Source organism: Salegentibacter salinarum, assembly GCF_900168115.1.
Classification (GTDB): Bacteria; Bacteroidota; Bacteroidia; order Flavobacteriales; family Flavobacteriaceae; genus Salegentibacter; species Salegentibacter salinarum.
This window is the reverse complement of sequence record NZ_FUZC01000006.1, coordinates 179,071-204,550: the sequence shown is the minus strand read 5'-3', so window position 1 is coordinate 204,550 and position 25,480 is coordinate 179,071. Positions and strand designations below refer to the sequence as shown.

Sequence of the window (25,480 nt, the reverse complement as noted above, 5' to 3'; positions counted from 1 at the left end):
TAAATTTTGAAGCAACTTTTTCGAGCTTTTCTAAGAAATCCCCTGCTTTATTTTGCTTCGGGAGTTTTATTTTTTCTTGCGCTTTTTATCTTTTTCTTTACTGAACTTTTTTATGAATTAATTGAAATCGGCTCCCTTTGGGTGCGAGAGTATTTTGGCGGCTTCTATCTATGGCTGGGCATATTATGCGTTTTCTTCCTCATATTTATCGCATTTTCAAGATTCGGAAAACTAAAACTGGGAAATTCTCCACCGGAATTTGACCGACTATCCTGGATCGCAATGTTATATAGCGCGGGAATGGGTGCCGGGATTCTATTAAGAGCGGTACAGGAACCGGTTTTTATGTTTTTGAATTCACCAATTGAAACGGGCTCTACTCCCGAAGTAATCGCCCTTGAATATACTTTTTATCAATGGGGCTTTACCGCCTGGGCCTTCTACGGGATTTTTGCCTTGCTTATTGCCTACGCTCTTTTTGTAAGAAAATCTGATATTCTTTTAGGTACGAGTTTACCCCAACTTAAAAAGATAAAATACCTATCGCAAAGCGTAAACCTACTCACTATCCTTACCACGGTTTTTGGACTGGTAGCCGCAATTGGTTTAGGCACTACACAAATTGAAGGTGGTATTAGCCATCTCACTTCAAAACCGGCGGGTACATTGTGGATTACAATTCTTCTGGTTTTTATAGTTTGTCTGTTAGCCTTTATTTCGGCATTCGCCGGAATAAAAAAAGGTATAAAACGAATTTCAAACTGGAATATTTACCTAACCGTCGTCTTGATGTTTTTTGTATTTTTTCAGGTAGATATATTTAATGTTTTCAGTCAGTTTTTTGAATCGCTTTATAATTATATAATAGATTTTGTTCCCCTGAGTTTGGCGCTTGGAAAGTACAATCCTGGAAAGCAATTTTTAACCGACTGGACGTATTATTACTGGGCATTCTGGTTGGCGTGGGCACCTTTTACCGGAATTTTTATCGCCAGAATTTCTAAAGGTAGAAGTATAAGGGAAATGATCCTGGGGGTTTTGCTTATCCCATCGCTAGGTAGTTTCTTCTGGTTCAGTGTTTTTGGTTCTGCTTCTTTTGATTTAATTGAAAATATGAACTCATACAATGGCGAATTTGAGAATGTCTTTACTTCCTTATTTCGTTTTTTCGAAGCTTTTCCGCTATCAAATTTCACAAATATCGTGACGATAATTTTACTGATTAGTTTTCTCGTCACTTCAGTAGATTCAGCCATTTATGTACTGAGTATGTTTAGTGATAAAGGAAAGGAACATCCAAGGAAAAAATTCCGGTTGATCTGGGCGGTTTTGATCCTAATATTTTCCGAAGCAATAATTCTGCTGGGAAACATAAAACCCGAAAGCGATGTCCTCACCGCAATGCAGAAGTTTTTAATAATAAGTTCGCTTCCCTTTGCACTTTTTACCGCAGGGATAATGGTTTTGTTTTTAAGGGAGTTGTATAAGAAATATTAAACCCCTCCGGCCTGTGGCCACCTCCCCTTGAAAAAAAGGGTAGGAACTTCAAAATCGTCATTCTGAACTTGTTTCAGGATCTAAGTTGTTTATACTCTACATCATGTTAGAAGCTGAAATAAATTCAGCTTGACGAAAATCTTTAATTATTTTTTCTGAAAAATATGTAAAACTAAGCTTTTGGCAAGAAAACCTCGGCCATCATACAACGGGCGCTGCCTCCACCACAGGTTTCAATCACATCAAGGTCACTGCTTAAAATTTCGCAATGTTTCTCAATTTTATTAATTTGATCCTGGTTTAGACTTGTATGAGCTTTGACGCTCATTACAAGATATTTTTTATCAAATGCACCCTGCACCTGCAGCATATTCCCGGCAAATTCATGCATTTGCGCTTCAGTAATTGCAATTACTTCTTTACCGTCATCTTTTAAATGTTTCAGTACATTTTTTCGCTCTTTGCTATCGTCTATTGTATCAAGACAGATAACTGCAAAATTTTCAGCTAAACACATCATCACATTCGTGTGATAAATTGCTTTTCTTTTTCCGTCTACACTTTGGTTGGCATTAAAAATAACCGGCGTGAATTCAAAATCTTCGCAAAATTCTATCAAAAGGTCTTCATCGGCACGAGGTGATAAAGCACAATAAGCTTTTTGGTTTTCCCTGTCCAGCAATAGGCTTCCGGTGCCTTCCAAAAATAGATCGTGTTCCTCAGCCGAAGTATAATCCACTACTTGCGTGATCTTAAAACCGTTCTCTTCCAATTTGGCAAAATACTCCATTCGGCGCTCTTTTCTCCTGTTTTCAGCAAACATAGGATATAGAGCAATGTGGCCGTTTTCATGAAAAGAAACCCAGTTATTCGGGAAAATAGAATCTGGCGTATCGTCTTCCTGCTTATCGTCTACCACAATTACATTCACTCCAACTTTTTTAAGTTTTGAAGCAAACTCATCGAATTCTGCCTGGGCGCGTTCATTTACATTATCGGCAGTAAGGTCTTTTTGAAAATAATTATTTACCGCGGTTTGCTCGTTCATCCTAAACGCTACCGGGCGAACCATTAAAATTGTATCTGTAATCTGTCTCATAATCTATTCTCTAATTAACGGTAAGGTGGAACAACGCAAAAGTCCTTCCTGCTTTGAGATTTCAGCATAAGGCACTTCTTCTACGGTAATGCCCTGCTCCCTTAACCAAGAGTTTAATCTTGTAAAATTCTTTTCTGAAATTACCACATCTTCATCAATAGAAAAAATGTTGGAATTCATATAATACATTTCATCGCGGGAAATTTCAAAAACATTTTCCTTTCCAAAAAGATTTACCAGCCAATTATATTCATCTTCCTCGAGAAAACCATTCCTGTGAATTATAGCCTTGCCCTTTCCTACAGGCTGAAAACAGCAATCTAAGTGTAAAGCATTATCACGAGGTTCAGTATTTGACTTCCTTAAATTGAAAGAAACCACTTTTTTATGCGGAAATAATTCCTGCAAAGCTTCTACCGCCTGCACGTTGGTTCGCGCCGTGATATAATCTTTATAATCTTCACCACGATATGTTCCAACCAGAATGTAATCACCTAAAGGCATAACATCGCCACCTTCTATATGAGCTTCTTCGGGCAACTGAAGTATTTTTGAAGGATCTATCTGTTCAATTACATGACTAATAGCCTCAATCTCCTGCTCTCTATCTGGTAAAATATTAGATTTTACGAATTTATCTTCTATTACAAAAGCGATATCACGGGTAAAGATCTGGTTGTAATCTTTTATAACTTTTGGCCTGAAAACCTGTACTTTATATTTCTCCAGTATTCCGGCAACAGCTTCCATTTCCTCTCTCATATCCTCCTCTTTGGGATAAGACCCCATCCTGATGAATTCGGCTGATTTGGGATCGTATGCCTCTTCAAGAGATGGAACGGGGCCGTTACTTTCTGCTGTACCTAAAACCACCGCTTTAAGACGGGAAGTCTCATTATTGATATTCAAATTCACAAGTAAAATTTTTACCAAATATAGAAAAAGCTTCATACGATGATGAAGCTTTTTCCGAATTTATTAATATGTAGAAGATATTCTTATCTTTTCTCAACTTCTTTAAATTCACGGAGGTTTGCACCGGTGTAAATTTGACGTGGACGACCAATAGGTTCTTTCATCAATCTCATTTCTCTCCATTGAGCAATCCAGCCCGGAAGTCTACCAAGTGCGAACATTACGGTAAACATTTCTACCGGAATACCCAATGCACGGTAAATAATCCCTGAATAGAAATCTACGTTTGGATATAGTTTTCTATCTACAAAATATTGATCTTCTAAAGCTTCTTTCTCAAGTCCTTTAGCAATGTCCAATACCGGATCGTCTACACCAAGTTGACCAAGAACTTCGTCTGCAGATTTCTTGATGATCTTAGCTCGAGGATCAAAGTTTTTATAAACACGGTGGCCAAAGCCCATTAAACGGAAAGGATCTTCCTTGTCTTTAGCTTTTGCCATAAATTTCTTGGTATCACCACCATCTTCTTTAATTCTTTCCAGCATTTCTATCACTGCCTGGTTAGCACCACCGTGAAGTGGTCCCCAAAGTGCGGAAATTCCTGCTGAAATTGAAGCAAAAAGCCCTGCGTGAGAAGAACCTACCATTCTTACCGTAGAAGTAGAACAGTTTTGTTCGTGATCTGCGTGAAGAATTAATAATTTATCTAATGCATCAATAACCTCTTTATCTACTTTGTAGCTCTTTCCTGGTTTTTCGAACATCATTTTATGAAGGTTCTCTACATACCCAAGAGAATCGTCACCATAGTTTAGGGGAAGGCTGTTTTTCTTTCTAAGTGTCCAGGCCGCAAGAACCGGGAACTTACCAAGAATTTTCACTATAGCCTTATACATTTCTTCTTCAGAATCTACATTTACTGAAGATGGATTAAAAGCAATAAGTGCACTGGTTAAAGAAGAAAGAACGCCCATTGGGTGAGCCGATTTTGGAAAACCGTCAAGGATTTTCTTCATCTCTTCATCTACTGCAGACTCTTCCTTAATATCAGCATAGAATTTATCTAGCTGAGTCTTAGTAGGTAATTCCCCAAAAATAAGGAGATAAGCGACTTCAAGAAAATCGGCTTTTTCTGCCAGGGACTCTATGGAGTAGCCTCGGTATCTTAAAATTCCTTCTTCCCCGTTAAGAAAAGTAATGGCACTCTCACAGCTACCTGTATTTTTATAACCACGATCCAGAGTAATTACGCCTGCTTCAGCTCGCAGTTTCTTTATATCTATTCCCTGTTCGTTTTCAGTTCCTTCTACAACAGGAAATTCGTATTTCTTCCCATCTATTTCAATCGTCGCAACTTTTGACATATCTAAATTTTATATACTTGATTCAACTTATTTTCGAGAGTTGCTAATTTAAGAAATCTACTGTTAATTTTGCGTTAAGCAGCGATAAGATTTTCACTGAAAGAAGGGATTTTGAAAGGTTTTTTGCTGAATTATCTCAAAAAAAAATCCCTTTTGAAATTTCTTCAAAAGGGATTTGATTTTTATTAGAATCCTCTAATTAGATTTTAAAAGCTTTACGCTTTGGAAAATAGGCTACTTCACCAAGTTCCTCTTCAATTCTAATTAACTGGTTGTATTTTGCCATACGGTCACTTCTTGAAGCTGAACCGGTTTTAATTTGGCCGGTATTTAAAGCTACAGCAAGATCGGCAATAGTATTATCCTCGGTCTCTCCAGAACGGTGAGACATTACTGAAGTAAAGCCGGCGTTGTGTGCCATATTTACTGCTGCAATAGTTTCAGTAAGCGTACCAATCTGGTTCACTTTTATAAGTATTGAGTTTGCAATCCCTTCTTCAATTCCTCTGGAAAGTCTTTCAACGTTAGTTACAAAAAGATCATCCCCAACCAACTGAACTTTGTCTCCGATCTTATCGGTTAAGGCTTTCCAACCATCCCAGTCGTTTTCATCCATTCCATCTTCGATTGAAATGATAGGATATTTCTCAGAAAGTTCGGCAAGATATTCAGCCTGCTCTTCGCTAGATCTTATTTTTCCGCCTTCACCTTCAAATTTCTTGTAATCGTATTTCCCGTTTTCATAGAATTCAGCTGCAGCACAATCCAAAGCGATCATTACATCGTCGCCACCTTTATAACCGGCATTCTTGATAGCTTTTAGAATTGTTTCTAAAGCATCTTCTGTTCCGTCCAACTTCGGAGCGAAACCACCTTCATCACCAACAGCCGTACTTAAACCACGGTCGTGCAATACTTTCTTAAGATGATGGAAGATTTCAGTTCCCATTTTTAATGCGTGAGAAAAGCTTTCTGCTTTTACCGGCATTACCATAAATTCCTGAAAAGCGATAGGCGCATCACTATGCGAACCACCGTTAATAATATTCATCATTGGTACCGGAAGCGTATTAGCGCTTACGCCACCTATGTAACGGTACAATGGCAAACCAAGTTCGTTTGCTGCAGCTTTAGCTACGGCAAGAGAAACTCCTAAAATTGCGTTTGCTCCCAGTTTTGCCTTATTCGGCGTACCATCTATTTCAATCATAGCCTTATCAATCAGGTTTTGTTCAAAAACAGAATAACCCAATAATTCTTCAGCAATTATATCATTTACATTTTCTACGGCTTTGGTCACACCCTTGCCCATATAATCATCGCCACCATCACGAAGTTCTACAGCTTCGTGCTCACCAGTAGAAGCTCCTGAAGGCACTGCTGCTCTTCCTAAAATTCCATTTTCAGTTAAAACATCTACTTCTACTGTTGGATTTCCTCTTGAGTCAAAAATCTGACGGGCGTGAATATTTATTATTACACTCATAATCTTTTTTAATTAGTTAATTGATTTGAATGCAAGATACAAATTGAAGCCTAAAAAATCGAGGGAAACAGGTAGTTTTAAAGCATTTATAACATTATGGAAACACGAAATGGTTTTCTAAAAGAAAGTGTTTAAAAGAATCTCAGGAAATAGTAAGATTTTTTACCGATTTACCGAAAATCGAAACAGAATGGAATTTCTAAAATTTAGCAAATTCATAAGTGCTGAAATTAATTAAAAAGTTTTACCGTTTAATCGTTCTCTGAACCGAAGGGATTATAATAAAACCGGAAACCCAAACCTATAGTAGACGTTGAAGCCGATTGCATAAAGGCATCTTCTGCAGAAAACCCCATGGTATCCCAAACATCATTGGCATTCACTAAAGTATAATGAAGTGAAAGAGCAAACCAGTATTTTGAAGTAATTTGCAAACCTTCAAAACCAATGGCAAAACTCCAAAAGGAAAGATCTATCTTAGAATTCTCACTTTCTTTTAAACCTATATATCTATTATCGTCACTATACTCGAGGTAAGCAGCTTCTCCTCTTAATGTACCAATATGATATTTTGGAGAAAAAGTAATATAGGCATCTTCTTCGCCAAACTTCAGTTTCGGATTTAGGATTAATACTGAAAATTTAAAGCGCTGCCTCAAAAGTCCTTTTCTTGGATCTTGAATATTAAAATTTTTACCAAAAACAGTTCTTTCTGGGAGCGTGCCTCCACCATAATCGAAACCAATTTCAGGAGCAAGAAACTTAATTTGATAGATTTGAGATCCTACTGAAAACTTCCCAAAGCTATTATCTTCAAAACCGGTATGCCGATAAGCTTCAAAGCCGGCGTAAAGCACCGGGTGCTTTTGCGCCTGCAATTTAGAAACAAAAAGAAATAGAAAACAGAAGGCGATTAATTTGAAAGAAGCCATCCAAGTCTAAACCCGATTAATAAAGAAAGATAAGACTCTCCTGATTCATTAAAACCATAACCCGCTCCTAAGTTTAGATCTAATTTAAAGCCACTACCGTAATAACGCTGTAAACCCCAAACAGGACCAATTGTTCCAAAATAAGCTTCACTATATTCTAAACCTCCTATAATGGGTTTTCCAGATTCGATAGCCGCGCTTAAAGCAATATAATTTGCACTGTTATTACTTATATTTTTTTCTTTATCCAGTCGTTTCTCCAGATTATAATAATGACGATATTGAACATTAAATATGGGATAAATACCAAAATCTTCTCCAAAATAGGTGTTTTCCCAATATGCGAAACCTGTTCCAGCCCTTAAATCAAGAGTTGTAGAATTTGTAAGTCCGTATTCATATTCTAAGCCGGGAGTTAATATGTTTATTGATAAAAGTCCTTCTTCAACCGAAGCCTGATCTTGTGCATTAATGGATAGAAATGAGAGAATGCAAAAGCTGAGTAGTAGTAATCTTTTCATTGATGAGTTTTTGATGAATGAGGCCGCAATTTAGGATAAATTAACTTTTAAGAAAAGAAAAGCCCAAAATCTTTAAATTTTGGGCTTTGCTAATAAATTTTATAAACTAAATCAGGCTTTTGCTCCTTTTATTCTATCCATAAATTCGTCAAATAAATAGCTGGCGTCGTGAGGACCTGGACTTGCTTCCGGGTGGTATTGTACCGAGAAGCAATTCTTGTTTTTCATGGCTATTCCACCTACCGTATCGTCGTTTAAGCAAATGTGGGTGATTTCTACTTCAGTATTGGCTTCAGTTTCTGCTTTGTCTACCGAAAAACCGTGATTTTGAGAAGTAATCTCTCCTTTTCCTGTTTTAAGGTTTTTTACCGGGTGATTTATTCCACGGTGCCCGTGGTGCATTTTATAGGTTTTAATACCATTAGCAATGGCGATTATTTGGTGTCCCAAACATATACCAAACAATGGATGATCTTTTTCTATAATCGATTTTGTAAGATTAATAGCACTATTTAAAGGTGCAGGATCTCCGGGCCCGTTAGAAAGAAAATAACCGTCTGGATTCCATTCACTCATTTCTTCGTAAGTCGCGTTGTATGGAAAAACTTTTACATACACATCACGCTGATCAAAATTGCGAAGAATATTCTTTTTAATACCAACATCAAGCGCGGCGATTTTATAAGTCGCATTTTCATTCCCGAAATAATAAGGTTCTTTAGTTGAAACTTTAGAAGCAAGTTCCAAACCATTCATATCAGGAACTTCAGCAAGTTCTTTTTTAAGGCCTTTAATATTATCAACATCAGTAGAAATAATTGCATTCATTGCACCATTTTCCCGAATATAAGTTACAAGGGCTCGTGTATCTACATCTGAAATTGCGAAAAGATTACTATCGTCTAAAAATTCCTGAAGTGATTTGTCCGCCGCTGGACGGGAATGGGTATAACTAAAATTCTTACAGATTAGTCCGGCGATTTTAGCTTTATCAGATTCACTTTCTTCGGCTAAAGTTCCGTAATTACCAATGTGGGCATTGGTGGTAACCATAAGCTGGCCATAATAAGAAGGATCTGTAAAGATCTCCTGGTAACCGGTCATACCGGTATTAAAACAAACTTCACCAACGGCTTTACCGTCTTTGTCTCCAACAGCCTTACCGTGAAAGATGGTACCGTCTTCCAGTAAGATAATCGCTTTTTTTCGGGTTTGATATTTCATTTTGCTTTATTTGTTGTGTTGTTGGGATTTCCGTCTACGCGGAAATTAGTATTTGGTTTTAATATATAAAAAAAGGATAAACCCTGAGAGTTTATCCTTTTTAAAAATTAGAACTTTAAAAGATTCATTTCTATTCCTCTTTTTTGTCTTCTTTATTTTCTGAAGATTTCTCTTCTGTTTTTCCTTCTGCTTTTGGAGCATTTGGAGTAGCATCAGATGATTTCTTTCTACCCGCTCTACGCGTAGATTTCTTCTTCTCTGTTTTACTTAAGTTGTAAGTTTCGTTGTAATCAACTAACTCGATAAGGGCCATATCGGCATTATCTCCAAGACGGTTACCTAACTTAATTACCCTTGTGTATCCACCCGGGCGATCACCAACTTTAGGAGCTACTTCACGAAACAATTCGGCTACAGCTTCCTTTTGGCGAAGTTTACTAAATACTAACCTACGATTGTGGGTTGTATCCTCTTTAGACTTAGTTACCAAAGGCTCTACAAAAACTTTTAAAGCTTTTGCCTTAGCTACGGTGGTATTGATTCTCTTGTGCTCTATAAGAGAGCAGGCCATATTGGCTAGCATAGACTTCCTGTGAGCGGTCTTTCTACCTAAATGGTTTGTTTTCTTTCCGTGTCTCATTGTTTTGTTCTTAATTCATTTTCCCAAAGCGCGATCTTTTGCCGGCTTTTATGGAAAACTACTTATATATTAGTCCTTATCTAATTTATATTTTGAAAGGTCCATACCAAAGTTAAGTCCTTTGTTACTTACCAGTTCTTCAAGCTCTGTCAAAGATTTCTTTCCGAAGTTTCTAAACTTCATCAAGTCATTTTTATTGTAAGAAACAAGGTCTCCCAGGGTATCAACTTCAGCCGCTTTTAAGCAATTTAAAGCTCTTACTGAAAGATCCATATCTACTAACTTGGTTTTTAGCAACTGTCTCATGTGAAGGGATTCTTCGTCATAAGTTTCAGTTTGTGCTATTTCATCAGCTTCAAGCGTGATACGCTCGTCTGAGAATAACATAAAGTGGTGGATAAGTGTTTTTGCAGCTTCAGTAAGTGCATCTTTTGGATGTATAGAACCATCGCTTACGATTTCAAAAACCAATTTTTCGTAATCGGTTTTTTGCTCTACACGGTAGTTTTCAATGCTATATTTCACGTTCTTTATTGGTGTATAAATAGAATCGGTAAATATAGTTCCAAGAGGTGCGTTGGCTTTTTTGTTTTCTTCGGCCGGAACATAACCTCTACCTTTTTCTATGGTCATTTCCATATTCAGGTTTACTTTCTTATCTGCAGTACAAATAACCTGATCTGGGTTTAGTACCTGAAAGCCTGAAATGAATTTTTGAAAGTGACCGGCAGTAATTTGTTCTTCTCCAGATACAGAAATGGTAACGGCTTCGTTATCTATTTCATCAATTTGCCTTTTGAACCTAACTTGTTTAAGATTCAGGATAATTTCTGTTACGTCTTCCACAACTCCAGGAATAGCGGAGAATTCGTGATCTACGCCTTCTATACGAATTGAAGTGATTGCATAACCTTCTAACGAAGATAAAAGCACTCTCCTTAAAGCGTTACCAACGGTTAATCCATAGCCGGGTTCCAAAGGGCGAAATTCAAATTTCCCTTCGAAATCGGTTGAATCAATCATTATAACTTTATCGGGCTTCTGAAAATTTAGTATTGCCATATTACGACTTCTGTGAATTATTATTTCGAATATAATTCGACGATGAATTGTTCATTTATGTTTTCCGGAATCTGAATACGTCCGGGTACTGAAACAAAAGTTCCTTGTTTTGTTTCGTTATTCCAGGTAATCCATTCGTAAACACTGCTATTGTTAGCTAGTGAATCTTGAATAGCCTGTAAAGATTTTGATTTTTCACGAACACTTACAACATCACCAGCTTTCAATTGGTAAGATGGTATGTTTACCAACTCGCCATTTACTGTAATGTGCCTGTGAGATACAAATTGTCTTGCAGCGCTTCTAGTTGGGGCAATACCCATTCTATAAACTACGTTATCAAGACGTGATTCACAAAGTTGAAGTAGAACTTCACCGGTAATTCCCTGCGCTCTGGTAGCTTTTTTAAACATATTGCTAAACTGACGCTCAAGGATACCATAAGTATACTTTGCTTTTTGCTTTTCCATTAACTGGATAGCATATTCAGATTTCTTACCGCGACGACGGTTGTTACCGTGTTGTCCCGGAGGATAATTTCTTTTTTCAAAAGATTTATCGTCTCCAAAAATAGCTTCACCGAATTTACGGGCTATTTTAGTCTTTGGACCAGTATATCTTGCCATTAATTTTAAATTTAGAAGAAAGGGATTATGAATTAAGGTCTCTGTCCTTCGATAATCTTAACTCCTCTCTTATTATTATACTATTTATTAAACTCTACGTCTCTTAGGAGGACGACATCCATTGTGTGGTAATGGAGTAACATCAATAATTTCTGTTACTTCAATCCCGTTGTTATGAAGCGAACGAATAGCAGATTCTCTACCATTCCCCGGCCCTTTAACGTAAACTTTAACTTTGCGCAAACCAGCTTCGTGAGCTACTTTAGACGCGTCTTCTGCAGCTAACTGGGCAGCATAAGGAGTATTCTTTTTAGAACCTCTAAAACCCATTTTTCCTGCAGATGACCAAGCAATAACGTCACCCTTTTTATTAGTAAGGGAAACAATAATGTTATTGAAAGAAGCCGTAACGTGTGCTTGCCCTACGGACTCCACGGTTACTTTACGCTTTTTTTGAACTGTCTTCTTTGCCATATTACTTACTATTTAGTCGCTTTCTTCTTGTTAGCAACTGTTTTTCTTCTACCTTTTCTGGTTCTTGAGTTATTTTTGGTTCTCTGACCTCTAAGTGGCAAACCACTTCTGTGGCGAATACCTCTATAGCATCCAATATCCATTAGACGCTTAATACTCATTTGAACTTCTGTACGTAATTCTCCTTCGATTGTAAATTCTCCAACAGCTTCACGGATACGACCAATTTCATCATCGTCCCAATCTGAAACTTTTTTGCTTTCATCTACTTTGGCCTGGCTAAGGATCTTTTGAGCCCTGCTTCTACCAATTCCGAAGATATAGGTCAATGCTATAACTCCTCGCTTTTGTTTAGGTATATCTACCCCTGCAATTCTTGCCATAATTAGCCTTGTCTTTGTTTAAATCTAGGATTCTTTTTGTTAATTACGTAAAGGCGCCCTTTTCTGCGTACAATTTTGCAGTCGGCACTTCTTTTTTTTACTGATGCTCTAACTTTCATCTCTTTAGTTTTTTTCAATTCGCTGATTTTGAAATAGGCTCAAAATCAGGATTTCAGCATTCATAATTTTTTCAGGTTGCAAAAGTACTGAAAATTTTATAAATAGCTCAAATTACTTTTAGTATCTGTATGTTATACGAGCCTTACTTAAATCGTAAGGGCTCATTTCCAGTTTTACTTTATCTCCAGGCAACAATTTAATGTAGTGCATACGCATCTTACCAGAGATATGAGCTGTCACAACGTGACCATTTTCCAATTCTACACGAAACATTGCATTAGATAATGCTTCTATAATTGTTCCGTCTTGTTCTATTGCCGGTTGTTTTGCCATAATTAAGCTACTGCTTTTCTGTTTTTACCTGTTTTCATTAATCCGTCGTAATGTCTATTCAACAAGTAAGAATTCACTTGCTGCATAGTATCTATTGCAACTCCAACCATAATTAAAAGCGAGGTTCCCCCAAAAAACAATGCCCATCCTTGTTGCACACCTAAGAGTTGCACTACAATCGCCGGGAACACAGCAATAAGTGCAAGGAAAATAGATCCTGGCAAGGTAATTTGAGACATAATTCTATCTAAAAACTCGGCGGTTTCAGTTCCTGGACGAATGCCGGGAATAAATCCCCCACTTCGTTTTAGATCATCAGCCATTTTATTGGTAGGTACAGTAATCGCGGTATAGAAGTAAGTAAATACAATAATTAATAATGCGAATACTACATTATACCAAAATCCAAATATATCGCTAAAGGCAGCGGTAACCCCTTGGGCAGCATCAGAATCTGATAATCCTGCTACAGCAGCCGGGATAAACATAATAGCCTGCGCAAATATAATTGGCATAACCCCTGAAGCATTCAGCTTAAGTGGAATATACTGTCTCGATCCAAATACGTTTTTCTCGTAACCACCAGAGGCGGTTCTTCTGGCATATTGTACTGGGATTTGGCGTACTGCCATCACCAACATTACCGAAGCTAGAATAATAGCAAACCAAATTACCAATTCAATAAGAATCATAATAAGTCCACCGTTAGATTCAAATACTCTGGAAGCAAATTCCTGAATAAATGCTTGTGGTAAAGTAGCAATAATACCTACCATAATTAATAGCGAAATACCATTACCAATACCTTTGTCGGTTATCTTTTCACCCAGCCACATTGCGAAAATGGTTCCTGTAGTAAGAATTACTACTGCAGAAGCTACAAATGTAACAGTATCGCCTAATAAAAAGGCTTGCTGTGGAAGTGTAGCAAAAAGGTTATAAATATAACCGGGCCCCTGCACTAATGTAATTGCAATAGTTAACCAACGGGTGATCTGATTGATCTTACGTCTACCGCTCTCTCCTTCTTTTTGTAGTTTTTGCAAATAAGGTATAGCAATACCCATTAACTGCACTACAATAGAAGCCGAGATATATGGCATAATTCCCAATGCAAAAACAGAGGCGTTAGAAAAAGCACCACCTGTAAATGCGTTTAAGAGGCCTAAAAGACCTCCATCTGTTTGGGATGCCAGGTTAGATAACTGTGAAGCATCTATCCCGGGAAGCACAACCTGTGCCCCAAAACGATAAACTAATAATAGACCGAGGGTTACTAAAATTCTATTTTTTAGTTCCTCGATCTTCCAAATATTTTTAATAGTATTGATGAATTTCATTTGGCTATCTATTATAAAGTAACAACTTCACCTCCAGCAGCTTCTATAGCTTCCTTTGCTGTGGCTGTAAATTTATGAACAGATATTTTCAACTTTGCCTTTAATTCACCTCTACCTAATATCTTTACTGGTTTGTTTTTGCTCACAAGACCGTTTTCGATCAAGGCATCAACATCTACAGTATCTTTAATTTTACCTTCATCAACCAAACGCTGTAAAGTATCAAGGTTCACACCCTGGTATGCTACACGATTTCTGTTAGTGAAACCAAATTTTGGAACACGACGTTGAAGTGGCATTTGCCCACCTTCAAAACCAATCTTCTTGGAGTAACCAGAACGAGATTTAGCCCCTTTGTGACCACGGGTGGCAGTACCACCTTTACCTGATCCTTCTCCACGGCCAACACGCTTGTTGTTACTCTTAACTGAACCTTTTGCAGGTTTTAAGTTATTTAATTCCATGTGAATCTATTATTTTGTTTCCTCAGTGGAAACTAAATGTTTAACTTTATTTACCATACCAAGGATGTTTGGCGTATCGTTATGCTCTACCGTCTGGCCAATTTTCTTAAGACCAAGAGACTCTAAAACCAGTTTCTGGTTTTTAGATCGGTTAATTGCACTCTTTACTTTTGTAACTTTTATCTTTCCCATCTTTCTCCTTGATTTATCCTTTAAAAACCTTTTCTAATGAAATACCGCGTTGTTTAGCAACTGTATCTGCACTTCTTAATTGAAGCAGCGCATCAAAAGTAGCCTTTACTACGTTGTGTGGGTTTGAAGACCCCTGGTTTTTAGAAAGTACGTCATGCACACCAACAGCTTCCAGTACGGCACGAATTGCACCACCGGCTATAATCCCGGTACCAGTTGCAGCAGGTAGTAAAAGAACTCTCGCTCCACCATACTTACCTTTTTGCTCGTGAGGAAGGCTTCCTTTATGTAAAGGAATACGCACTAAATTCTTCTTTGCATCTTCCACAGCTTTAGAGATAGCATCGGCAACTTCTTTAGATTTTCCTAAACCTTGCCCTACAACACCATTCTCATCTCCTACTACAACAATAGCAGAAAATCCAAAAGCTCTACCACCTTTGGTTACTTTGGTCACACGTTGTACTCCTACCAAACGGTCTTTTAATTCAAGTCCGCCCGGTTTTACATGTTCTACGTTTTTATAATCTTGATACATAATTTTCTAGAATTTTAGTCCTCCTTCTCGAGCACCTTCTGCTAATGATTTAACTCTTCCGTGATACAGGTAACCACCTCTGTCAAAAGAAATGGTTTCTACACCGGCTTTCAAAGCTTTTTCAGCAAGGGCTTTACCAACCAATTCTGCTTGTTTGGATTTATCACCTTCTACTGATACGCCTTTATCTCTTGAAGAGGCTGCAGCTAGTGTTTTTCCTTCTACGTCATCTATAATTTGAGCATAAATTTCTTTATTACTTCTAAATACAGATAATCTTGGACGGCTAGCGGTACCCGTAATTGACTTACGAACACGCTTTCTAATCTTATTTCGTCTATCTTGTTTTGAAACTGCCATATCTAAACTTTATTAAGCTGATTTACCTGCTTTTCTACGTAATTGTTCTCCAACGTACTTGATACCTTTACCTTTGTAAGGTTCTGGTGCTCTAAAGGAGCGTATCTTAGCAGCTACCTGGCCCACAAGTTGTTTATCGTAAGAAGTTAATTTCACGACTGGGTTTTTCCCTTTCTCTGAAATTGCTTCTACTTTCACTTCCGGTGCCAAATCTATTACAATATTATGGGAAAACCCAACGGCTAAATCTAATTTTTGTCCCTGGTTAGAAGCTCTATAACCAACTCCTACCAATTCTAAAGATTTTGTATATCCGTTAGATACTCCTTCAATCATATTGTTTACCAAAGCACGATAAAGACCGTGTTTTGCTTTTTGATCACTTTTCTCTGAAGAACGTTCAAAAGTAATTACGCCATCTTCAATTTTCACATCAATGTCGTTAATTTCCTGCTTAAGTTCTCCTAATTTTCCTTTTACCGTTACAACGCCGTCTTTAAGGTCTACATTTACACCTTCTGGAATTGTAATTGGGTTTTTACCTATTCTTGACATTTCTTTAGTCTTTTAAGTATTAGTAAACGTAACACAATACTTCACCACCAACTTTCTCGGCTTTAGCCTGCTTCCCGGTCATTACACCGTGAGAAGTAGAAACTATAGCGATACCAAGACCATTTAAGATACGTGGCAATTCGTCAGCGCCGGAATACTTACGTAAACCAGGTTTACTTATTCTCTGGATATCTTTAATTACAGGCTCTTTTGTGATTTTGTCATACTTAAGGGCAATTTTAATTGTTCCCTGGGCACTAGCATCATCATCAAACTTGTAACTAAGAATATATCCCTGATCGAATAATATTTTTGTAATTTCCTTTTTAAGGTTAGAAGCTGGTATCTCTACCACCCTGTGGTTTGCAGCCACAGCGTTCCTAACTCTTGTCAAATAATCTGCAATAGGATCTGTATTCATCTATCTTAATTTGCGGATGTGGTTTTCGTCCCGTCACTCGGGAGAACCTTCAACCAATTTATAATTTTACCAACTAGCTTTTCTAACTCCAGGAATTAATCCCTTATTAGCCATTTCTCTAAACATTACACGAGAAAGACCAAACTGTCTCATATAACCTTTTGGCCTACCAGTTAGCTTACAACGGTTATGCAAACGTACAGGAGAAGAATTTTTTGGTAATTTCTGTAAACCTTCAAAGTCACCTGCCTCTTTAAGAGCAGCGCGCTTTTCAGCATACTTTTTTACCATTTTTTGTCTCTTCACCTCACGGGCTTTCATTGATTCTTTAGCCATAATTAATTCTTTTTAAAAGGTAATCCTAGTTCGGTTAACAATGATTTCGCTTCTTTATCGGTCTTTGCAGTAGTTACGAAGGTGATATCCATACCATTAATTCGGTTTACCTTATCAATATCGATCTCCGGAAAGATGATTTGTTCAGTAACACCTAAATTATAGTTTCCTCTACCATCAAAACCATTTGCCTTAATCCCGTTAAAATCACGAACACGTGGAAGTGCTGATGTTATTAAACGATCTAAGAATTCGTACATTCTGTATCCTCGTAAAGTAACTTTTGCCCCAATTGGCATTCCTTTACGAAGTTTGAATGAAGCAACATCCTTTTTAGAAATGGTTTGCACCGCTTTTTGACCGGTAATTGTAGAAAGTTCATCTACAGCATGGTCAATTAGCTTTTTATCTGCTACAGCTGCACCAACGCCACGGCTCAAAACTATTTTTTCAAGTTTTGGGATCTCCATTACGTTAGCATAGCTAAATTCTTCTTTTAATGCAGGCTTTACTCGCTCTGCATATTCTGATCTAAGTCTTGGTACGTATGCCATAACTAAATTACTTCATTAGATTTTTTGGAAAATCTTACTTTCTTTCCATCCTCTTCTTTATATCCAACTCTGGTAGTATTACCATCTTTGTCTAACAAAGAAAGGTTAGAAATATGAATAGGAGCTTCTTTCTTTACAATACCACCTTGTGGGTTAGATGCACTTGGCTTCTCATGTTTAGAGATAGTGTTTACACCTTCCACGATGGCTTTATTCTTATCTATGAGAACTTTTTGAACTTTACCTTCCTGACCTTTATGGTCTCCGGCAATAACTCTTACAGTATCTCCAGTCTTTATTTTAAGCTTTCTCATCTTGTTAATGTATTAAAGCACCTCTGGTGCCAATGATACAATTTTCATGAATTGCTTATCACGAAGTTCTCTCGCAACCGGGCCAAATACACGAGTTCCGCGCATTTCTCCGGTAGGGTTTAGTAATACACAGGCATTATCATCAAAACGGATATAAGACCCGTCTTGCCTGCGCACTTCTTTCTTGGTACGAACAACAACTGCTGTTGAAACTGCACCTTTTTTGATATTTCCGTTAGGTGTAGCTTCTTTAACGCTGACAACTATTTTGTCCCCAACAGAAGCGTATCTTTTCTTTGTACCGCCCAATACACGTATGGTCAAAACTTCTTTTGCCCCGGTATTGTCTGCTACTCTTAGTCTAGACTCTTGTTGTACCATTACTTCGCTCTTTCAATTATTTCTACTAATCTCCAACATTTAGATTTACTTAAAGGTCTTGTTTCCATGATCCTTACTGTATCTCCTTCGTTGCAGTCGTTTGTTTCGTCGTGCGCTACGTATTTTTTCGTTTTTAAAACGAATTTTCCATACATAGGGTGTTTTACTTTCTTAACTTCAGAAACCACTATAGATTTCTGCATTTTATTACTTGTAACAACGCCTATACGCTCTTTTCTTAAATTTCTTTTTTCCATCTTTCAGCAGAATAACACTTATTGTTGTTCTCTTTTAGTTAACTCTGTAGCAAGTCTCGCTATAGTTCTTCGTACAGCTCTAAGCTGTATTGGGTTCTCTAATGGCGAAACTGCGTGAGCCATTTTCAAATCTGAATATGCTTTTCTAGATTTCCCAAGCTCTTCTTGTAATTCTGCCACAGACAGTTCTTTTACTTCTGATTGTTTCATAACTTTATAATATTAAGCTTGATAATCTCTAGCTACAATAAATTTGGTTCTTACCGGAAGTTTCTGCGCTGCAAGCCTTAAAGCTTCTTTTGCAACATCCATTGGCACTCCACCAATTTCAAACATAATTCTTCCTGGTTTTACAACAGCAGCCCAATATTCTACGGCACCTTTACCTTTACCCATACGAACCTCTAGAGGCTTCTTAGTGATAGGCTTGTCTGGAAATATTTTAATCCAGATAGAACCTTCCCTTTTCATATATCGGGTAGCAGCAATACGTGCAGCTTCAATTTGGCGGGCAGTAATGAAACTAGAATCCATAGATTTAATTCCAAAGGTACCATTAGAGAGTCTATGCCCTCTTCCGGCGTTGCCTTTCATACGGCCCTTCTGCTGTTTACGGTATTTTGTTCTTTTAGGTTGTAACATTTTTCTTTACTTTAAAAAATTACTTTCTACGACGTGATTTGTTACCACCTCGCCCGGCTCCAGGTTTCCCTCCTTGCTTCTTGGACATTCCAACAAGTGGAGAAAGATCTCTTTTACCATAAACTTCGCCTTTCATGATCCACACTTTAACACCCAACCTACCATAAGTAGTGTGAGCTTCAACTAAAGCATAGTCAATATCGGCCCTAAAAGTAGACAGAGGAATTCTACCATCTTTGTATGCTTCTGAACGTGCCATTTCAGCACCATTTAAACGTCCGGAAATCTGAATCTTGATTCCTTCAGCATTCATTCTCATAGCAGCCGCGATAGCCATTTTAATTGCACGACGGTAAGAAATACGATTTTCAATTTGTCTTGCAACACTAGATGCTACTAAATGCGCATCAAGTTCTGGCCTCTTAATCTCAAAGATGTTAATTTGAACTTCCTTGTCGGTAATTTTCTTAAGTTCTTCTTTAAGCTTGTCTACCTCCTGGCCGCCTTTACCAATAATAATACCTGGTCTGGCAGTGGTGATAGTAACGGTTACAAGCTTAAGCGTACGCTCAATAATTACCCTGGATACACTCGCTTTTGAAAGACGAGCATGGATGTACTTTCTAATCTTATCGTCTTCGGCTAATTTGTCGCCGTAGTCATTTCCTCCGTACCAGTTGGATTCCCATCCTCTTACGATACCAAGGCGATTCCCGATTGGATTTGTTTTTTGTCCCATACTCTACTTAGCTTTGTGTATTATTGTTTTCTCCAAGCACCAAAGTAACGTGATTGGATCTCTTTCTAATTCTATGTGCGCGACCCTGTGGTGCAGGACGTAGCCTCTTAAGCATCGCTCCTCCATCTACACGGATTTCTTTTACAAATAATTCAGCATCTTCAATACTTGCATCTTCATTTTTAGATTGCCAGTTGGCTATTGCTGAAAGCAATAATTTCTCTAAACGTCCAGAAGCTTCTTTTGAACTGAATTTTAATATTTGAAGCGCTTTTTCTACTTTCTCTCCTCTTACTAAATCCGCAACTAAGCGCATTTTTCTAGGCGAAGTAGGGCAGTTATTCAACTTTGCAAAAGCTACCTGTTTTTTGGCTTCTTTTATTTGCTCTGCTCTTTCTCTTTTACGAACTCCCATAGCTTCAATTATCTTTTACCTTTATTTTTTGCACCAGAATGCCCTCTAAAGGAACGGGTTGGTGAAAATTCTCCTAATTTATGCCCTACCATGTTCTCTGTTACATATACAGGTACAAATTGTTTCCCGTTATGAACAGCGATAGTTTGCCCAACGAAATCTGGAGTAATCATTGAAGCCCTAGACCAGGTTTTGATCACAGCTTTTTTACCAGACTCAACATTTTGAGCAACCTTCTTATCTAACTTATAGTGAACGTAAGGTCCTTTTTTTAATGAACGTGCCATATCTTATTATTTCTTTCTACGTTCTACAATATATTTATTACTCGCTTTTGTTCTTGAACGGGTTTTGAAACCTTTAGCAGGTAAACCTTTTCTAGAACGTGGGTGACCACCGGAAGCTCTTCCTTCTCCACCACCCATTGGGTGATCTACAGGGTTCATTGCAACTGGTCTTGTTCTTGGCCTAATACCCAACCAACGTTTTCTACCAGCTTTACCAGAAACCTGAAGCTGATGATCACTATTTGATACAGCTCCAATTGTTGCCATACAAGTAGCTAACACCCTTCTAATTTCCCCTGAAGGTAGTTTTACGGTTGCATATTTTCCTTCTCTTGCTAATAATTGAGCAAAAGCTCCAGCACTTCTTGCCATTACAGCACCTTGACCGGCTCTTAACTCTATACAAGAAACTACAGTACCAAGCGGAATACTAGATAACGGCATTGCATTTCCAATTTCTGGAGCAGCCGAATCTGTGCTTGATACAATATTTTGACCTACCTGTAACCCATTTTGAGCAATAACGTATCGTTTCTCACCATCCTGGTAATTCAACAATGCGATAAAGGCAGTTCTGTTTGGATCGTATTCTATACTCGCAACGGTAGCAGGAATTCCATGCTTATCGCGTTTAAAGTCTACAATTCTGTAACGTCTTTTATGACCTCCACCTTTGTAGCGGATAGTCATTTTTCCCTGACTGTTTCTCCCACCTGATTTTTTTAACGGAGCTATTAAACTCTTCTCCGGCTTATCAGTAGTAATGGCGTCAAAACCATTAACTACTCTAAAACGCTGACCAGGGGTGATTGGTTTTAATTTTCTAACTGACATTTTTTAATCTTAAAGATTACTGTATAAATCAATAGTTTCACCTTCCGTCACCTGTACCAATGCTTTTTTGAAAGCTTTGGTTTTACCAGTAATCATACCAGATTTTGTATATCTGGTTTTGCGATCTGGACGAACATTTATGGTACGAACTTTTTCAACTGAAACTCCGTAGGCAGCTTCTACTGCATTCTTAATTTCAATCTTATTCGCCTTACTGTCTACCACAAAAGAAAAACGGTTATTCAACTCGCTATCCCCGGTGGCTTTTTCTGTAATAATTGGTTTTATCAAGATACTCATAAGGCTTATTTACTTAAATTCGACTCAATTCCTTCTAAAGAACCTTCAAGCAACACGATATTCTTAGCATTAAGAATTCCGTATGTACTTAATTCTGAGGAATTTACAACCTCAAGTCCTTTTAAATTACGTGACGACAAATATACATTTTTATTTGAGTCACCCAACACTATAAGTGATTTTTTGTCCTGAATACCAAGGGCTTTCAAAACATCTATCATACTTTTTGTTTTCGGCGCATCAAAAGAAAAGTCTTCAACTACAAAAATTGATTCTCCTTTTGCTTTTATTGATAAAGCCGATTTTCTTGCCAAACGTTTTAAATTTTTGTTTAATTTAAAACCATAGTTTCTTGGTCTTGGTCCAAAAACACGTCCACCACCTTTAAAAATTGGTGACTTAATGCTACCTGCACGTGCTGTACCGGTACCTTTTTGTTTTTTGATCTTACGGGTACTCCCAGTAATCTCAGCTCTTTCTTTAGCTTTGTGGGTTCCCTGGCGCTGATTAGCTAAATATTGTTTAACATCTAGATAAACTGCGTGATCGTTTGGCTCTATAGCGAAAACAGAATCAGAAAGCTTTGCTTTTCTGCCTGTTTCTTTTCCTTTAATATCTAAAACTGCTACTTCCATTACTTGCTAATGATTACGTATGAGTTTTTGTGACCTGGCACACATCCTTTTACTACTAAAAGGTTTTTATCTGCCACCACTTTTAAAACTCTCAGGTTTTCTACTTTTACTCTCTCTCCACCCATTCTACCGGCCATTTTCATTCCTTTGAAAACCCGTGCAGGGTAAGACGCTGCACCAATAGAACCCGGAGCTCTTAAACGGTTATGCTGACCGTGAGTCGCTTGACCCACACCACCAAAGTTGTGTCTCTTTACAACCCCTTGAAAGCCTTTACCTTTAGAAGTACCTGCAATATCTACAAATTCCCCCTCGTTAAAGTGCTCTACCGTGATAGCATCACCTAATTTATAATCTGCTTCATAGCCCTGGAATTCAACGACTTTACGTTTTGCAACGCTTCCTGCTTTTTTAGCGTGCCCTTCAGCAGCTTTGTTTGCAGTCTTTTTGTCATCGAAACCAACTTGAAGTGCCTCATACCCGTCAACCTCTTTGGTTCTGACTTGGGTAACTACGCATGGACCTGCTTCTATTACGGTACAGGGAATATTTTTCCCGTTCTCGTCAAAAATACTGGTCATGCCTATTTTTTTTCCTATTAACCCAGACATAATTAATTATTGATTATTACTTATTTATTTAAAAAAATTCAGGGCAGAAAAATACTTTCGCCCTGAATGTACCTTTCTTCCGTTTTTCCCTCGCCAACTGCTTAGGACATGTAAACTTGAGTTTTACTCAAGAGATCCCGAATCGAGTCCGGGATGTATTCAACTAAGGCCTTCCGGAAAAACCGGAAAAACCAAGTTTCATCACACCTTAATCTCTACTTCAACCCCACTAGGTAGTTCAAGCTTCATCAACGCATCAATTGTTTTAGAAGAAGAACTGTAGATATCAAGAAGCCTTTTGTAAGAGCTTAATTGAAACTGCTCTCTGGCTTTCTTGTTTACGTGAGGAGAACGTAAAACAGTAAAAAGTTTCTTGTGAGTTGGCAAAGGAATTGGTCCTGTTACCACCGCACCTGTAGTTTTTACAGTCTTCACGATCTTCTCTGCAGATTTATCTACCAGGTTATGATCGTAGGATTTTAGTTTTATTCTTATTTTCTGACTCATTTTCCTAATATTATTCGTTTGTACCCTTTGCTGCTTTTATAACTTCTTCTGAAATATTAGAAGGAGTTTCAGCATAGTGAGAAAATTCCATAGTTGAAGTTGCTCTACCAGAAGATAATGTTCTTAATGTTGTTACATAACCAAACATTTCAGCTAAAGGCACTTCTGCTTTAATAATCTTAGCACCAGACCTGTCTGACATGTTGCTTACCTGACCTCTTCTACGGTTCAAGTCACCAACGATATCACCCATATTTTCTTCTGGAGTTACTACTTCAATTTTCATAATTGGCTCAAGAACTACAGCACCGGCTTTTTTAGCAGCGGCTTTATAACCCATTTTAGCAGCCAATTCGAAAGAAAGTTGATCGGAATCTACAGGGTGGAAGGATCCATCCTTAAGGATTACTTTTAAAGTATCCATTTGGAAACCGGCCATTGGTCCGTTTTTCATGGCTTCTTTAAATCCCTTTTCTACCGAAGGAACAAATTCTTTAGGAATACGTCCACCTTTAATACTATCTACAAACTGAAGTCCTTTACCTTCAAAGTCTTCATCTACAGGCCCCATTTCAAAAACAATATCCGCAAACTTACCACGACCACCAGATTGTTTCTTATAAACCTCTCTGTGTTCTGCAGTTTTTGTTACTGTTTCTTTGTACTCAACCTGAGGCTGACCTTCGTTTACTTCAACTTTAAATTCTCTTTTTAAACGATCTACAAGAATTTCAATATGAAGCTCTCCCATTCCAGAAATAATAGTTTGTCCTGAAATTTCATCAGTCTTAACCTGGAACGTTGGATCTTCTTCAGCTAATTTAGCTAAAGCCATACCCATTTTATCAACATCGGCTTTCGTCTTAGGCTCTACCGCGATACCAATTACAGGCTCAGGGAAAGTCATAGATTCAAGAACGATTGGGTTTTTTTCATCAGTTAGTGTATCTCCAGTTTTAATATCTTTAAAACCAACAGCTGCACCAATATCACCAGCTTCAATTCTATTTATAGGCTCTTGTTTATTAGAGTGCATTTGGTAAATACGAGAAATACGTTCCTTTTTACCAGATCTATTATTTAACACATAAGAACCTGCATCTAAAGCTCCTGAATAAACACGGAAGAATGCCAAACGACCCACGAAAGGATCGGTAGCAATTTTAAATGCTAATGCAGAGAAAGGAGAGTCAACATGTGGCTTTCTGCTCTCATCTTCATTAGTATCAGGATTTGTTCCTACAATAGCTTCAACATCTACCGGAGACGGCATATATCTCATTACCGCATCAAGCATTGCCTGAACACCTTTATTTTTAAAGGCAGAACCACACATCATAGGTATGATAGACATATCTATGGTTGCAGCTCTTAATGCAGCAATAATTTCATCTTCAGTAATTGAATCTTCATCTTCAAAGAACTTTTCCATCAATGCTTCATCATACTCTGCTACAGCTTCTACAAGCTGAGTTCTGTATTTATTCACATCTTCCATTAGTTCTTCCGGAATATCTATAGTATCATAGGTCATCCCGTGATCTTCATCATTCCAAATAATTGCTTTTTTGGAAATAAGATCAACAACTCCTTTAAAATCTATTTCGTCACCGATAGGAACTTGCAATGGCACAGGGTTTCCACCAAGCATTTCTCTAACCTGCTTACACACATTAAAGAAGTCAGCTCCCTGACGGTCCATTTTATTTACAAATCCTAAACGCGGGACTTTATATTTATCTGCCTGCCTCCAAACGGTTTCAGATTGCGGCTCAACACCATCTACAGCACTAAACAACGCAACCACACCATCAAGAACACGTAAAGAACGTTCTACCTCTACGGTAAAATCAACGTGACCGGGAGTATCGATAATATTTACCGTAAATTCCTGATCTCTATACATCCATTTACAGTGCGTAGCGGCAGAAGTAATTGTAATACCTCTTTCCTGCTCCTGCTCCATCCAGTCCATAGTAGCTGCACCATCGTGCACCTCTCCTATTTTGTGGCTTATCCCTGTATAATAAAGGATTCGCTCCGTTGTTGTGGTTTTACCCGCATCAATGTGAGCTGCAATTCCTATATTTCTGGTAAATTTTAAATCTCTTTGTGCCAT

The 25,480-nt window shown here is 37.8% G+C and carries 38 protein-coding genes; 1 reads left to right on the top strand and 37 read right to left on the bottom strand.

What is annotated here, in order from left to right:
• The first annotated feature begins 6 nt into the window (after positions 1 to 6).
• Positions 7 to 1,497 (top strand): BCCT family transporter, encoded by a 1,491-nt coding sequence (locus B5X53_RS09410; RefSeq protein ID WP_079712974.1) that lies wholly within the window; start codon positions 7 to 9, stop codon positions 1,495 to 1,497.
• Between the two features lie 172 nt (positions 1,498 to 1,669).
• Here the strand turns inward: B5X53_RS09410 and ctlX are convergent, their stop codons facing one another.
• The 37 genes from ctlX to fusA form a co-directional block, all read right to left on the bottom strand.
• Positions 1,670 to 2,596 carry a citrulline utilization hydrolase CtlX gene (gene ctlX / locus B5X53_RS09405; RefSeq protein WP_079712973.1) on the bottom strand — a complete coding sequence of 309 codons (927 nt, stop codon included), beginning with the start codon at positions 2,594 to 2,596 and terminating at the stop codon, positions 1,670 to 1,672.
• A gap of 3 nt (positions 2,597 to 2,599) precedes the next feature.
• On the bottom strand, positions 2,600 to 3,547 hold the full coding sequence (locus B5X53_RS09400) for a dimethylarginine dimethylaminohydrolase family protein (RefSeq protein WP_079712972.1): 948 nt from the start codon (positions 3,545 to 3,547) through the stop codon (positions 2,600 to 2,602).
• Positions 3,548 to 3,594: 47 nt separating this feature from the next.
• Positions 3,595 to 4,878 (bottom strand): citrate synthase, encoded by a 1,284-nt coding sequence (locus B5X53_RS09395; RefSeq protein WP_079712971.1) that lies wholly within the window; start codon positions 4,876 to 4,878, stop codon positions 3,595 to 3,597.
• A gap of 199 nt (positions 4,879 to 5,077) precedes the next feature.
• Positions 5,078 to 6,364 (bottom strand): phosphopyruvate hydratase, encoded by a 1,287-nt coding sequence (gene eno, locus B5X53_RS09390; protein WP_079712970.1) that lies wholly within the window; start codon positions 6,362 to 6,364, stop codon positions 5,078 to 5,080.
• Positions 6,365 to 6,615: 251 nt separating this feature from the next.
• Positions 6,616 to 7,296, bottom strand: a complete 681-nt coding sequence (locus B5X53_RS09385) for a hypothetical protein (protein WP_079712969.1) — start codon at positions 7,294 to 7,296, stop codon at positions 6,616 to 6,618.
• Positions 7,278 to 7,817 carry a hypothetical protein gene (locus B5X53_RS09380; RefSeq protein WP_079712968.1) on the bottom strand — a complete coding sequence of 180 codons (540 nt, stop codon included), beginning with the start codon at positions 7,815 to 7,817 and terminating at the stop codon, positions 7,278 to 7,280. Before B5X53_RS09380 ends, B5X53_RS09385 begins: the two co-directional genes overlap by 19 nt.
• Positions 7,818 to 7,928: 111 nt before the next feature.
• A complete protein-coding gene (gene carA / locus B5X53_RS09375) occupies positions 7,929 to 9,041 on the bottom strand; it encodes a glutamine-hydrolyzing carbamoyl-phosphate synthase small subunit (protein ID WP_079712967.1) in 1,113 nt (370 codons plus the stop codon).
• 130 nt (positions 9,042 to 9,171) lie between these two features.
• Positions 9,172 to 9,681, bottom strand: a complete 510-nt coding sequence (gene rplQ / locus B5X53_RS09370) for a 50S ribosomal protein L17 (RefSeq protein ID WP_079712966.1) — start codon at positions 9,679 to 9,681, stop codon at positions 9,172 to 9,174.
• Between the two features lie 69 nt (positions 9,682 to 9,750).
• Positions 9,751 to 10,743 carry a DNA-directed RNA polymerase subunit alpha gene (locus tag B5X53_RS09365; RefSeq protein ID WP_075324936.1) on the bottom strand — a complete coding sequence of 331 codons (993 nt, stop codon included), beginning with the start codon at positions 10,741 to 10,743 and terminating at the stop codon, positions 9,751 to 9,753.
• A 20-nt stretch (positions 10,744 to 10,763) separates the two neighbouring features.
• Complete coding sequence (rpsD, locus tag B5X53_RS09360) at positions 10,764 to 11,369, bottom strand: 30S ribosomal protein S4 (protein WP_079712965.1); 606 nt, start codon at positions 11,367 to 11,369, stop codon at positions 10,764 to 10,766.
• A gap of 87 nt (positions 11,370 to 11,456) precedes the next feature.
• The gene (rpsK, locus tag B5X53_RS09355; protein ID WP_037319270.1) at positions 11,457 to 11,843 is read right to left on the bottom strand and encodes a 30S ribosomal protein S11; all 387 of its coding nucleotides are present in this window, start codon (positions 11,841 to 11,843) and stop codon (positions 11,457 to 11,459) included.
• An 8-nt stretch (positions 11,844 to 11,851) separates the two neighbouring features.
• Complete coding sequence (gene rpsM / locus B5X53_RS09350) at positions 11,852 to 12,226, bottom strand: 30S ribosomal protein S13 (RefSeq protein WP_079712964.1); 375 nt, start codon at positions 12,224 to 12,226, stop codon at positions 11,852 to 11,854.
• Between the two features lie 2 nt (positions 12,227 to 12,228).
• A complete protein-coding gene (ykgO, locus tag B5X53_RS09345; RefSeq protein WP_013305171.1) occupies positions 12,229 to 12,345 on the bottom strand; it encodes a type B 50S ribosomal protein L36 in 117 nt (38 codons plus the stop codon).
• A gap of 118 nt (positions 12,346 to 12,463) precedes the next feature.
• A complete protein-coding gene (gene infA / locus B5X53_RS09340; RefSeq protein ID WP_013073244.1) occupies positions 12,464 to 12,679 on the bottom strand; it encodes a translation initiation factor IF-1 in 216 nt (71 codons plus the stop codon).
• A 2-nt stretch (positions 12,680 to 12,681) separates the two neighbouring features.
• Positions 12,682 to 14,019 carry a preprotein translocase subunit SecY gene (gene secY / locus B5X53_RS09335; protein ID WP_075324939.1) on the bottom strand — a complete coding sequence of 446 codons (1,338 nt, stop codon included), beginning with the start codon at positions 14,017 to 14,019 and terminating at the stop codon, positions 12,682 to 12,684.
• Between the two features lie 11 nt (positions 14,020 to 14,030).
• Entirely contained in the window at positions 14,031 to 14,483 is a 453-nt protein-coding gene (gene rplO / locus B5X53_RS09330; protein ID WP_079712963.1) for a 50S ribosomal protein L15, read from the bottom strand.
• Positions 14,484 to 14,492: 9 nt separating this feature from the next.
• Positions 14,493 to 14,675: a 50S ribosomal protein L30 gene (gene rpmD / locus B5X53_RS09325; RefSeq protein ID WP_079712962.1), complete on the bottom strand. Its 183-nt coding sequence runs from the start codon at positions 14,673 to 14,675 to the stop codon at positions 14,493 to 14,495.
• Between the two features lie 13 nt (positions 14,676 to 14,688).
• Entirely contained in the window at positions 14,689 to 15,213 is a 525-nt protein-coding gene (gene rpsE, locus B5X53_RS09320; RefSeq protein WP_075324942.1) for a 30S ribosomal protein S5, read from the bottom strand.
• Between the two features lie 6 nt (positions 15,214 to 15,219).
• Complete coding sequence (rplR, locus tag B5X53_RS09315; protein WP_075324943.1) at positions 15,220 to 15,573, bottom strand: 50S ribosomal protein L18; 354 nt, start codon at positions 15,571 to 15,573, stop codon at positions 15,220 to 15,222.
• Between the two features lie 12 nt (positions 15,574 to 15,585).
• A complete protein-coding gene (gene rplF, locus B5X53_RS09310) occupies positions 15,586 to 16,128 on the bottom strand; it encodes a 50S ribosomal protein L6 (protein WP_079712961.1) in 543 nt (180 codons plus the stop codon).
• A 19-nt stretch (positions 16,129 to 16,147) separates the two neighbouring features.
• Positions 16,148 to 16,549, bottom strand: coding sequence for a 30S ribosomal protein S8 (gene rpsH / locus B5X53_RS09305; RefSeq protein ID WP_079712960.1), 402 nt, complete (start codon positions 16,547 to 16,549; stop codon positions 16,148 to 16,150).
• Positions 16,550 to 16,615: 66 nt separating this feature from the next.
• On the bottom strand, positions 16,616 to 16,885 hold the full coding sequence (rpsN, locus tag B5X53_RS09300; protein WP_079712959.1) for a 30S ribosomal protein S14: 270 nt from the start codon (positions 16,883 to 16,885) through the stop codon (positions 16,616 to 16,618).
• 2 nt (positions 16,886 to 16,887) lie between these two features.
• Positions 16,888 to 17,439, bottom strand: a complete 552-nt coding sequence (gene rplE / locus B5X53_RS09295) for a 50S ribosomal protein L5 (protein WP_079712958.1) — start codon at positions 17,437 to 17,439, stop codon at positions 16,888 to 16,890.
• 2 nt (positions 17,440 to 17,441) lie between these two features.
• A complete protein-coding gene (gene rplX, locus B5X53_RS09290) occupies positions 17,442 to 17,753 on the bottom strand; it encodes a 50S ribosomal protein L24 (protein WP_079712957.1) in 312 nt (103 codons plus the stop codon).
• Between the two features lie 12 nt (positions 17,754 to 17,765).
• Positions 17,766 to 18,134 (bottom strand): 50S ribosomal protein L14, encoded by a 369-nt coding sequence (gene rplN / locus B5X53_RS09285; RefSeq protein WP_037319239.1) that lies wholly within the window; start codon positions 18,132 to 18,134, stop codon positions 17,766 to 17,768.
• On the bottom strand, positions 18,134 to 18,391 hold the full coding sequence (gene rpsQ, locus B5X53_RS09280; protein ID WP_037319236.1) for a 30S ribosomal protein S17: 258 nt from the start codon (positions 18,389 to 18,391) through the stop codon (positions 18,134 to 18,136). Before rpsQ ends, rplN begins: the two co-directional genes overlap by 1 nt.
• A gap of 18 nt (positions 18,392 to 18,409) precedes the next feature.
• A complete protein-coding gene (rpmC, locus tag B5X53_RS09275; RefSeq protein WP_037319233.1) occupies positions 18,410 to 18,601 on the bottom strand; it encodes a 50S ribosomal protein L29 in 192 nt (63 codons plus the stop codon).
• Between the two features lie 12 nt (positions 18,602 to 18,613).
• Positions 18,614 to 19,033: a 50S ribosomal protein L16 gene (gene rplP, locus B5X53_RS09270; RefSeq protein ID WP_057482229.1), complete on the bottom strand. Its 420-nt coding sequence runs from the start codon at positions 19,031 to 19,033 to the stop codon at positions 18,614 to 18,616.
• Between the two features lie 19 nt (positions 19,034 to 19,052).
• Entirely contained in the window at positions 19,053 to 19,772 is a 720-nt protein-coding gene (gene rpsC / locus B5X53_RS09265; RefSeq protein WP_075324949.1) for a 30S ribosomal protein S3, read from the bottom strand.
• Between the two features lie 7 nt (positions 19,773 to 19,779).
• Positions 19,780 to 20,187 (bottom strand): 50S ribosomal protein L22, encoded by a 408-nt coding sequence (rplV, locus tag B5X53_RS09260; protein ID WP_075324950.1) that lies wholly within the window; start codon positions 20,185 to 20,187, stop codon positions 19,780 to 19,782.
• An 8-nt stretch (positions 20,188 to 20,195) separates the two neighbouring features.
• On the bottom strand, positions 20,196 to 20,474 hold the full coding sequence (rpsS, locus tag B5X53_RS09255) for a 30S ribosomal protein S19 (protein ID WP_057482232.1): 279 nt from the start codon (positions 20,472 to 20,474) through the stop codon (positions 20,196 to 20,198).
• A 6-nt stretch (positions 20,475 to 20,480) separates the two neighbouring features.
• Positions 20,481 to 21,308, bottom strand: coding sequence for a 50S ribosomal protein L2 (rplB, locus tag B5X53_RS09250; RefSeq protein WP_079712956.1), 828 nt, complete (start codon positions 21,306 to 21,308; stop codon positions 20,481 to 20,483).
• A gap of 9 nt (positions 21,309 to 21,317) precedes the next feature.
• Complete coding sequence (gene rplW, locus B5X53_RS09245) at positions 21,318 to 21,608, bottom strand: 50S ribosomal protein L23 (protein ID WP_057482234.1); 291 nt, start codon at positions 21,606 to 21,608, stop codon at positions 21,318 to 21,320.
• A 5-nt stretch (positions 21,609 to 21,613) separates the two neighbouring features.
• Positions 21,614 to 22,243 carry a 50S ribosomal protein L4 gene (rplD, locus tag B5X53_RS09240; RefSeq protein WP_079712955.1) on the bottom strand — a complete coding sequence of 210 codons (630 nt, stop codon included), beginning with the start codon at positions 22,241 to 22,243 and terminating at the stop codon, positions 21,614 to 21,616.
• Positions 22,243 to 22,854, bottom strand: a complete 612-nt coding sequence (rplC, locus tag B5X53_RS09235) for a 50S ribosomal protein L3 (RefSeq protein ID WP_075324954.1) — start codon at positions 22,852 to 22,854, stop codon at positions 22,243 to 22,245. The genes rplD and rplC overlap by 1 nt, the downstream gene beginning before the upstream one ends.
• A 201-nt stretch (positions 22,855 to 23,055) precedes the next feature.
• Positions 23,056 to 23,361: a 30S ribosomal protein S10 gene (rpsJ, locus tag B5X53_RS09230; protein ID WP_037319211.1), complete on the bottom strand. Its 306-nt coding sequence runs from the start codon at positions 23,359 to 23,361 to the stop codon at positions 23,056 to 23,058.
• Positions 23,362 to 23,371: 10 nt separating this feature from the next.
• Positions 23,372 to 25,480, bottom strand: a complete 2,109-nt coding sequence (gene fusA / locus B5X53_RS09225) for an elongation factor G (protein ID WP_079712954.1) — start codon at positions 25,478 to 25,480, stop codon at positions 23,372 to 23,374.

What these genes read in the sequence shown, in the direction of transcription:
- ctlX (WP_079712973.1), bottom strand. Translation starts at nt 2,596, where the DNA reads ATGAGACAGATTACAGATACAATTTTAATGGTTCGCCCGGTAGCGTTT.
- B5X53_RS09400 (WP_079712972.1), bottom strand. Translation starts at nt 3,547, where the DNA reads ATGAAGCTTTTTCTATATTTGGTAAAAATTTTACTTGTGAATTTGAAT.
- B5X53_RS09395 (WP_079712971.1), bottom strand. Translation starts at nt 4,878, where the DNA reads ATGTCAAAAGTTGCGACGATTGAAATAGATGGGAAGAAATACGAATTT.
- eno (WP_079712970.1), bottom strand. Translation starts at nt 6,364, where the DNA reads ATGAGTGTAATAATAAATATTCACGCCCGTCAGATTTTTGACTCAAGA.
- B5X53_RS09385 (WP_079712969.1), bottom strand. Translation starts at nt 7,296, where the DNA reads ATGGCTTCTTTCAAATTAATCGCCTTCTGTTTTCTATTTCTTTTTGTT.
- B5X53_RS09380 (WP_079712968.1), bottom strand. Translation starts at nt 7,817, where the DNA reads ATGAAAAGATTACTACTACTCAGCTTTTGCATTCTCTCATTTCTATCC.
- carA (WP_079712967.1), bottom strand. Translation starts at nt 9,041, where the DNA reads ATGAAATATCAAACCCGAAAAAAAGCGATTATCTTACTGGAAGACGGT.
- rplQ (WP_079712966.1), bottom strand. Translation starts at nt 9,681, where the DNA reads ATGAGACACGGAAAGAAAACAAACCATTTAGGTAGAAAGACCGCTCAC.
- B5X53_RS09365 (WP_075324936.1), bottom strand. Translation starts at nt 10,743, where the DNA reads ATGGCAATACTAAATTTTCAGAAGCCCGATAAAGTTATAATGATTGAT.
- rpsD (WP_079712965.1), bottom strand. Translation starts at nt 11,369, where the DNA reads ATGGCAAGATATACTGGTCCAAAGACTAAAATAGCCCGTAAATTCGGT.
- rpsK (WP_037319270.1), bottom strand. Translation starts at nt 11,843, where the DNA reads ATGGCAAAGAAGACAGTTCAAAAAAAGCGTAAAGTAACCGTGGAGTCC.
- rpsM (WP_079712964.1), bottom strand. Translation starts at nt 12,226, where the DNA reads ATGGCAAGAATTGCAGGGGTAGATATACCTAAACAAAAGCGAGGAGTT.
- ykgO (WP_013305171.1), bottom strand. Translation starts at nt 12,345, where the DNA reads ATGAAAGTTAGAGCATCAGTAAAAAAAAGAAGTGCCGACTGCAAAATT.
- infA (WP_013073244.1), bottom strand. Translation starts at nt 12,679, where the DNA reads ATGGCAAAACAACCGGCAATAGAACAAGACGGAACAATTATAGAAGCA.
- secY (WP_075324939.1), bottom strand. Translation starts at nt 14,019, where the DNA reads ATGAAATTCATCAATACTATTAAAAATATTTGGAAGATCGAGGAACTA.
- rplO (WP_079712963.1), bottom strand. Translation starts at nt 14,483, where the DNA reads ATGGAATTAAATAACTTAAAACCTGCAAAAGGTTCAGTTAAGAGTAAC.
- rpmD (WP_079712962.1), bottom strand. Translation starts at nt 14,675, where the DNA reads ATGGGAAAGATAAAAGTTACAAAAGTAAAGAGTGCAATTAACCGATCT.
- rpsE (WP_075324942.1), bottom strand. Translation starts at nt 15,213, where the DNA reads ATGTATCAAGATTATAAAAACGTAGAACATGTAAAACCGGGCGGACTT.
- rplR (WP_075324943.1), bottom strand. Translation starts at nt 15,573, where the DNA reads ATGGCAGTTTCAAAACAAGATAGACGAAATAAGATTAGAAAGCGTGTT.
- rplF (WP_079712961.1), bottom strand. Translation starts at nt 16,128, where the DNA reads ATGTCAAGAATAGGTAAAAACCCAATTACAATTCCAGAAGGTGTAAAT.
- rpsH (WP_079712960.1), bottom strand. Translation starts at nt 16,549, where the DNA reads ATGAATACAGATCCTATTGCAGATTATTTGACAAGAGTTAGGAACGCT.
- rpsN (WP_079712959.1), bottom strand. Translation starts at nt 16,885, where the DNA reads ATGGCTAAAGAATCAATGAAAGCCCGTGAGGTGAAGAGACAAAAAATG.
- rplE (WP_079712958.1), bottom strand. Translation starts at nt 17,439, where the DNA reads ATGGCATACGTACCAAGACTTAGATCAGAATATGCAGAGCGAGTAAAG.
- rplX (WP_079712957.1), bottom strand. Translation starts at nt 17,753, where the DNA reads ATGAGAAAGCTTAAAATAAAGACTGGAGATACTGTAAGAGTTATTGCC.
- rplN (WP_037319239.1), bottom strand. Translation starts at nt 18,134, where the DNA reads ATGGTACAACAAGAGTCTAGACTAAGAGTAGCAGACAATACCGGGGCA.
- rpsQ (WP_037319236.1), bottom strand. Translation starts at nt 18,391, where the DNA reads ATGGAAAAAAGAAATTTAAGAAAAGAGCGTATAGGCGTTGTTACAAGT.
- rpmC (WP_037319233.1), bottom strand. Translation starts at nt 18,601, where the DNA reads ATGAAACAATCAGAAGTAAAAGAACTGTCTGTGGCAGAATTACAAGAA.
- rplP (WP_057482229.1), bottom strand. Translation starts at nt 19,033, where the DNA reads ATGTTACAACCTAAAAGAACAAAATACCGTAAACAGCAGAAGGGCCGT.
- rpsC (WP_075324949.1), bottom strand. Translation starts at nt 19,772, where the DNA reads ATGGGACAAAAAACAAATCCAATCGGGAATCGCCTTGGTATCGTAAGA.
- rplV (WP_075324950.1), bottom strand. Translation starts at nt 20,187, where the DNA reads ATGGGAGTTCGTAAAAGAGAAAGAGCAGAGCAAATAAAAGAAGCCAAA.
- rpsS (WP_057482232.1), bottom strand. Translation starts at nt 20,474, where the DNA reads ATGGCACGTTCATTAAAAAAAGGACCTTACGTTCACTATAAGTTAGAT.
- rplB (WP_079712956.1), bottom strand. Translation starts at nt 21,308, where the DNA reads ATGTCAGTTAGAAAATTAAAACCAATCACCCCTGGTCAGCGTTTTAGA.
- rplW (WP_057482234.1), bottom strand. Translation starts at nt 21,608, where the DNA reads ATGAGTATCTTGATAAAACCAATTATTACAGAAAAAGCCACCGGGGAT.
- rplD (WP_079712955.1), bottom strand. Translation starts at nt 22,243, where the DNA reads ATGGAAGTAGCAGTTTTAGATATTAAAGGAAAAGAAACAGGCAGAAAA.
- rplC (WP_075324954.1), bottom strand. Translation starts at nt 22,854, where the DNA reads ATGTCTGGGTTAATAGGAAAAAAAATAGGCATGACCAGTATTTTTGAC.
- rpsJ (WP_037319211.1), bottom strand. Translation starts at nt 23,361, where the DNA reads ATGAGTCAGAAAATAAGAATAAAACTAAAATCCTACGATCATAACCTG.
- fusA (WP_079712954.1), bottom strand. Translation starts at nt 25,480, where the DNA reads ATGGCACAAAGAGATTTAAAATTTACCAGAAATATAGGAATTGCAGCT.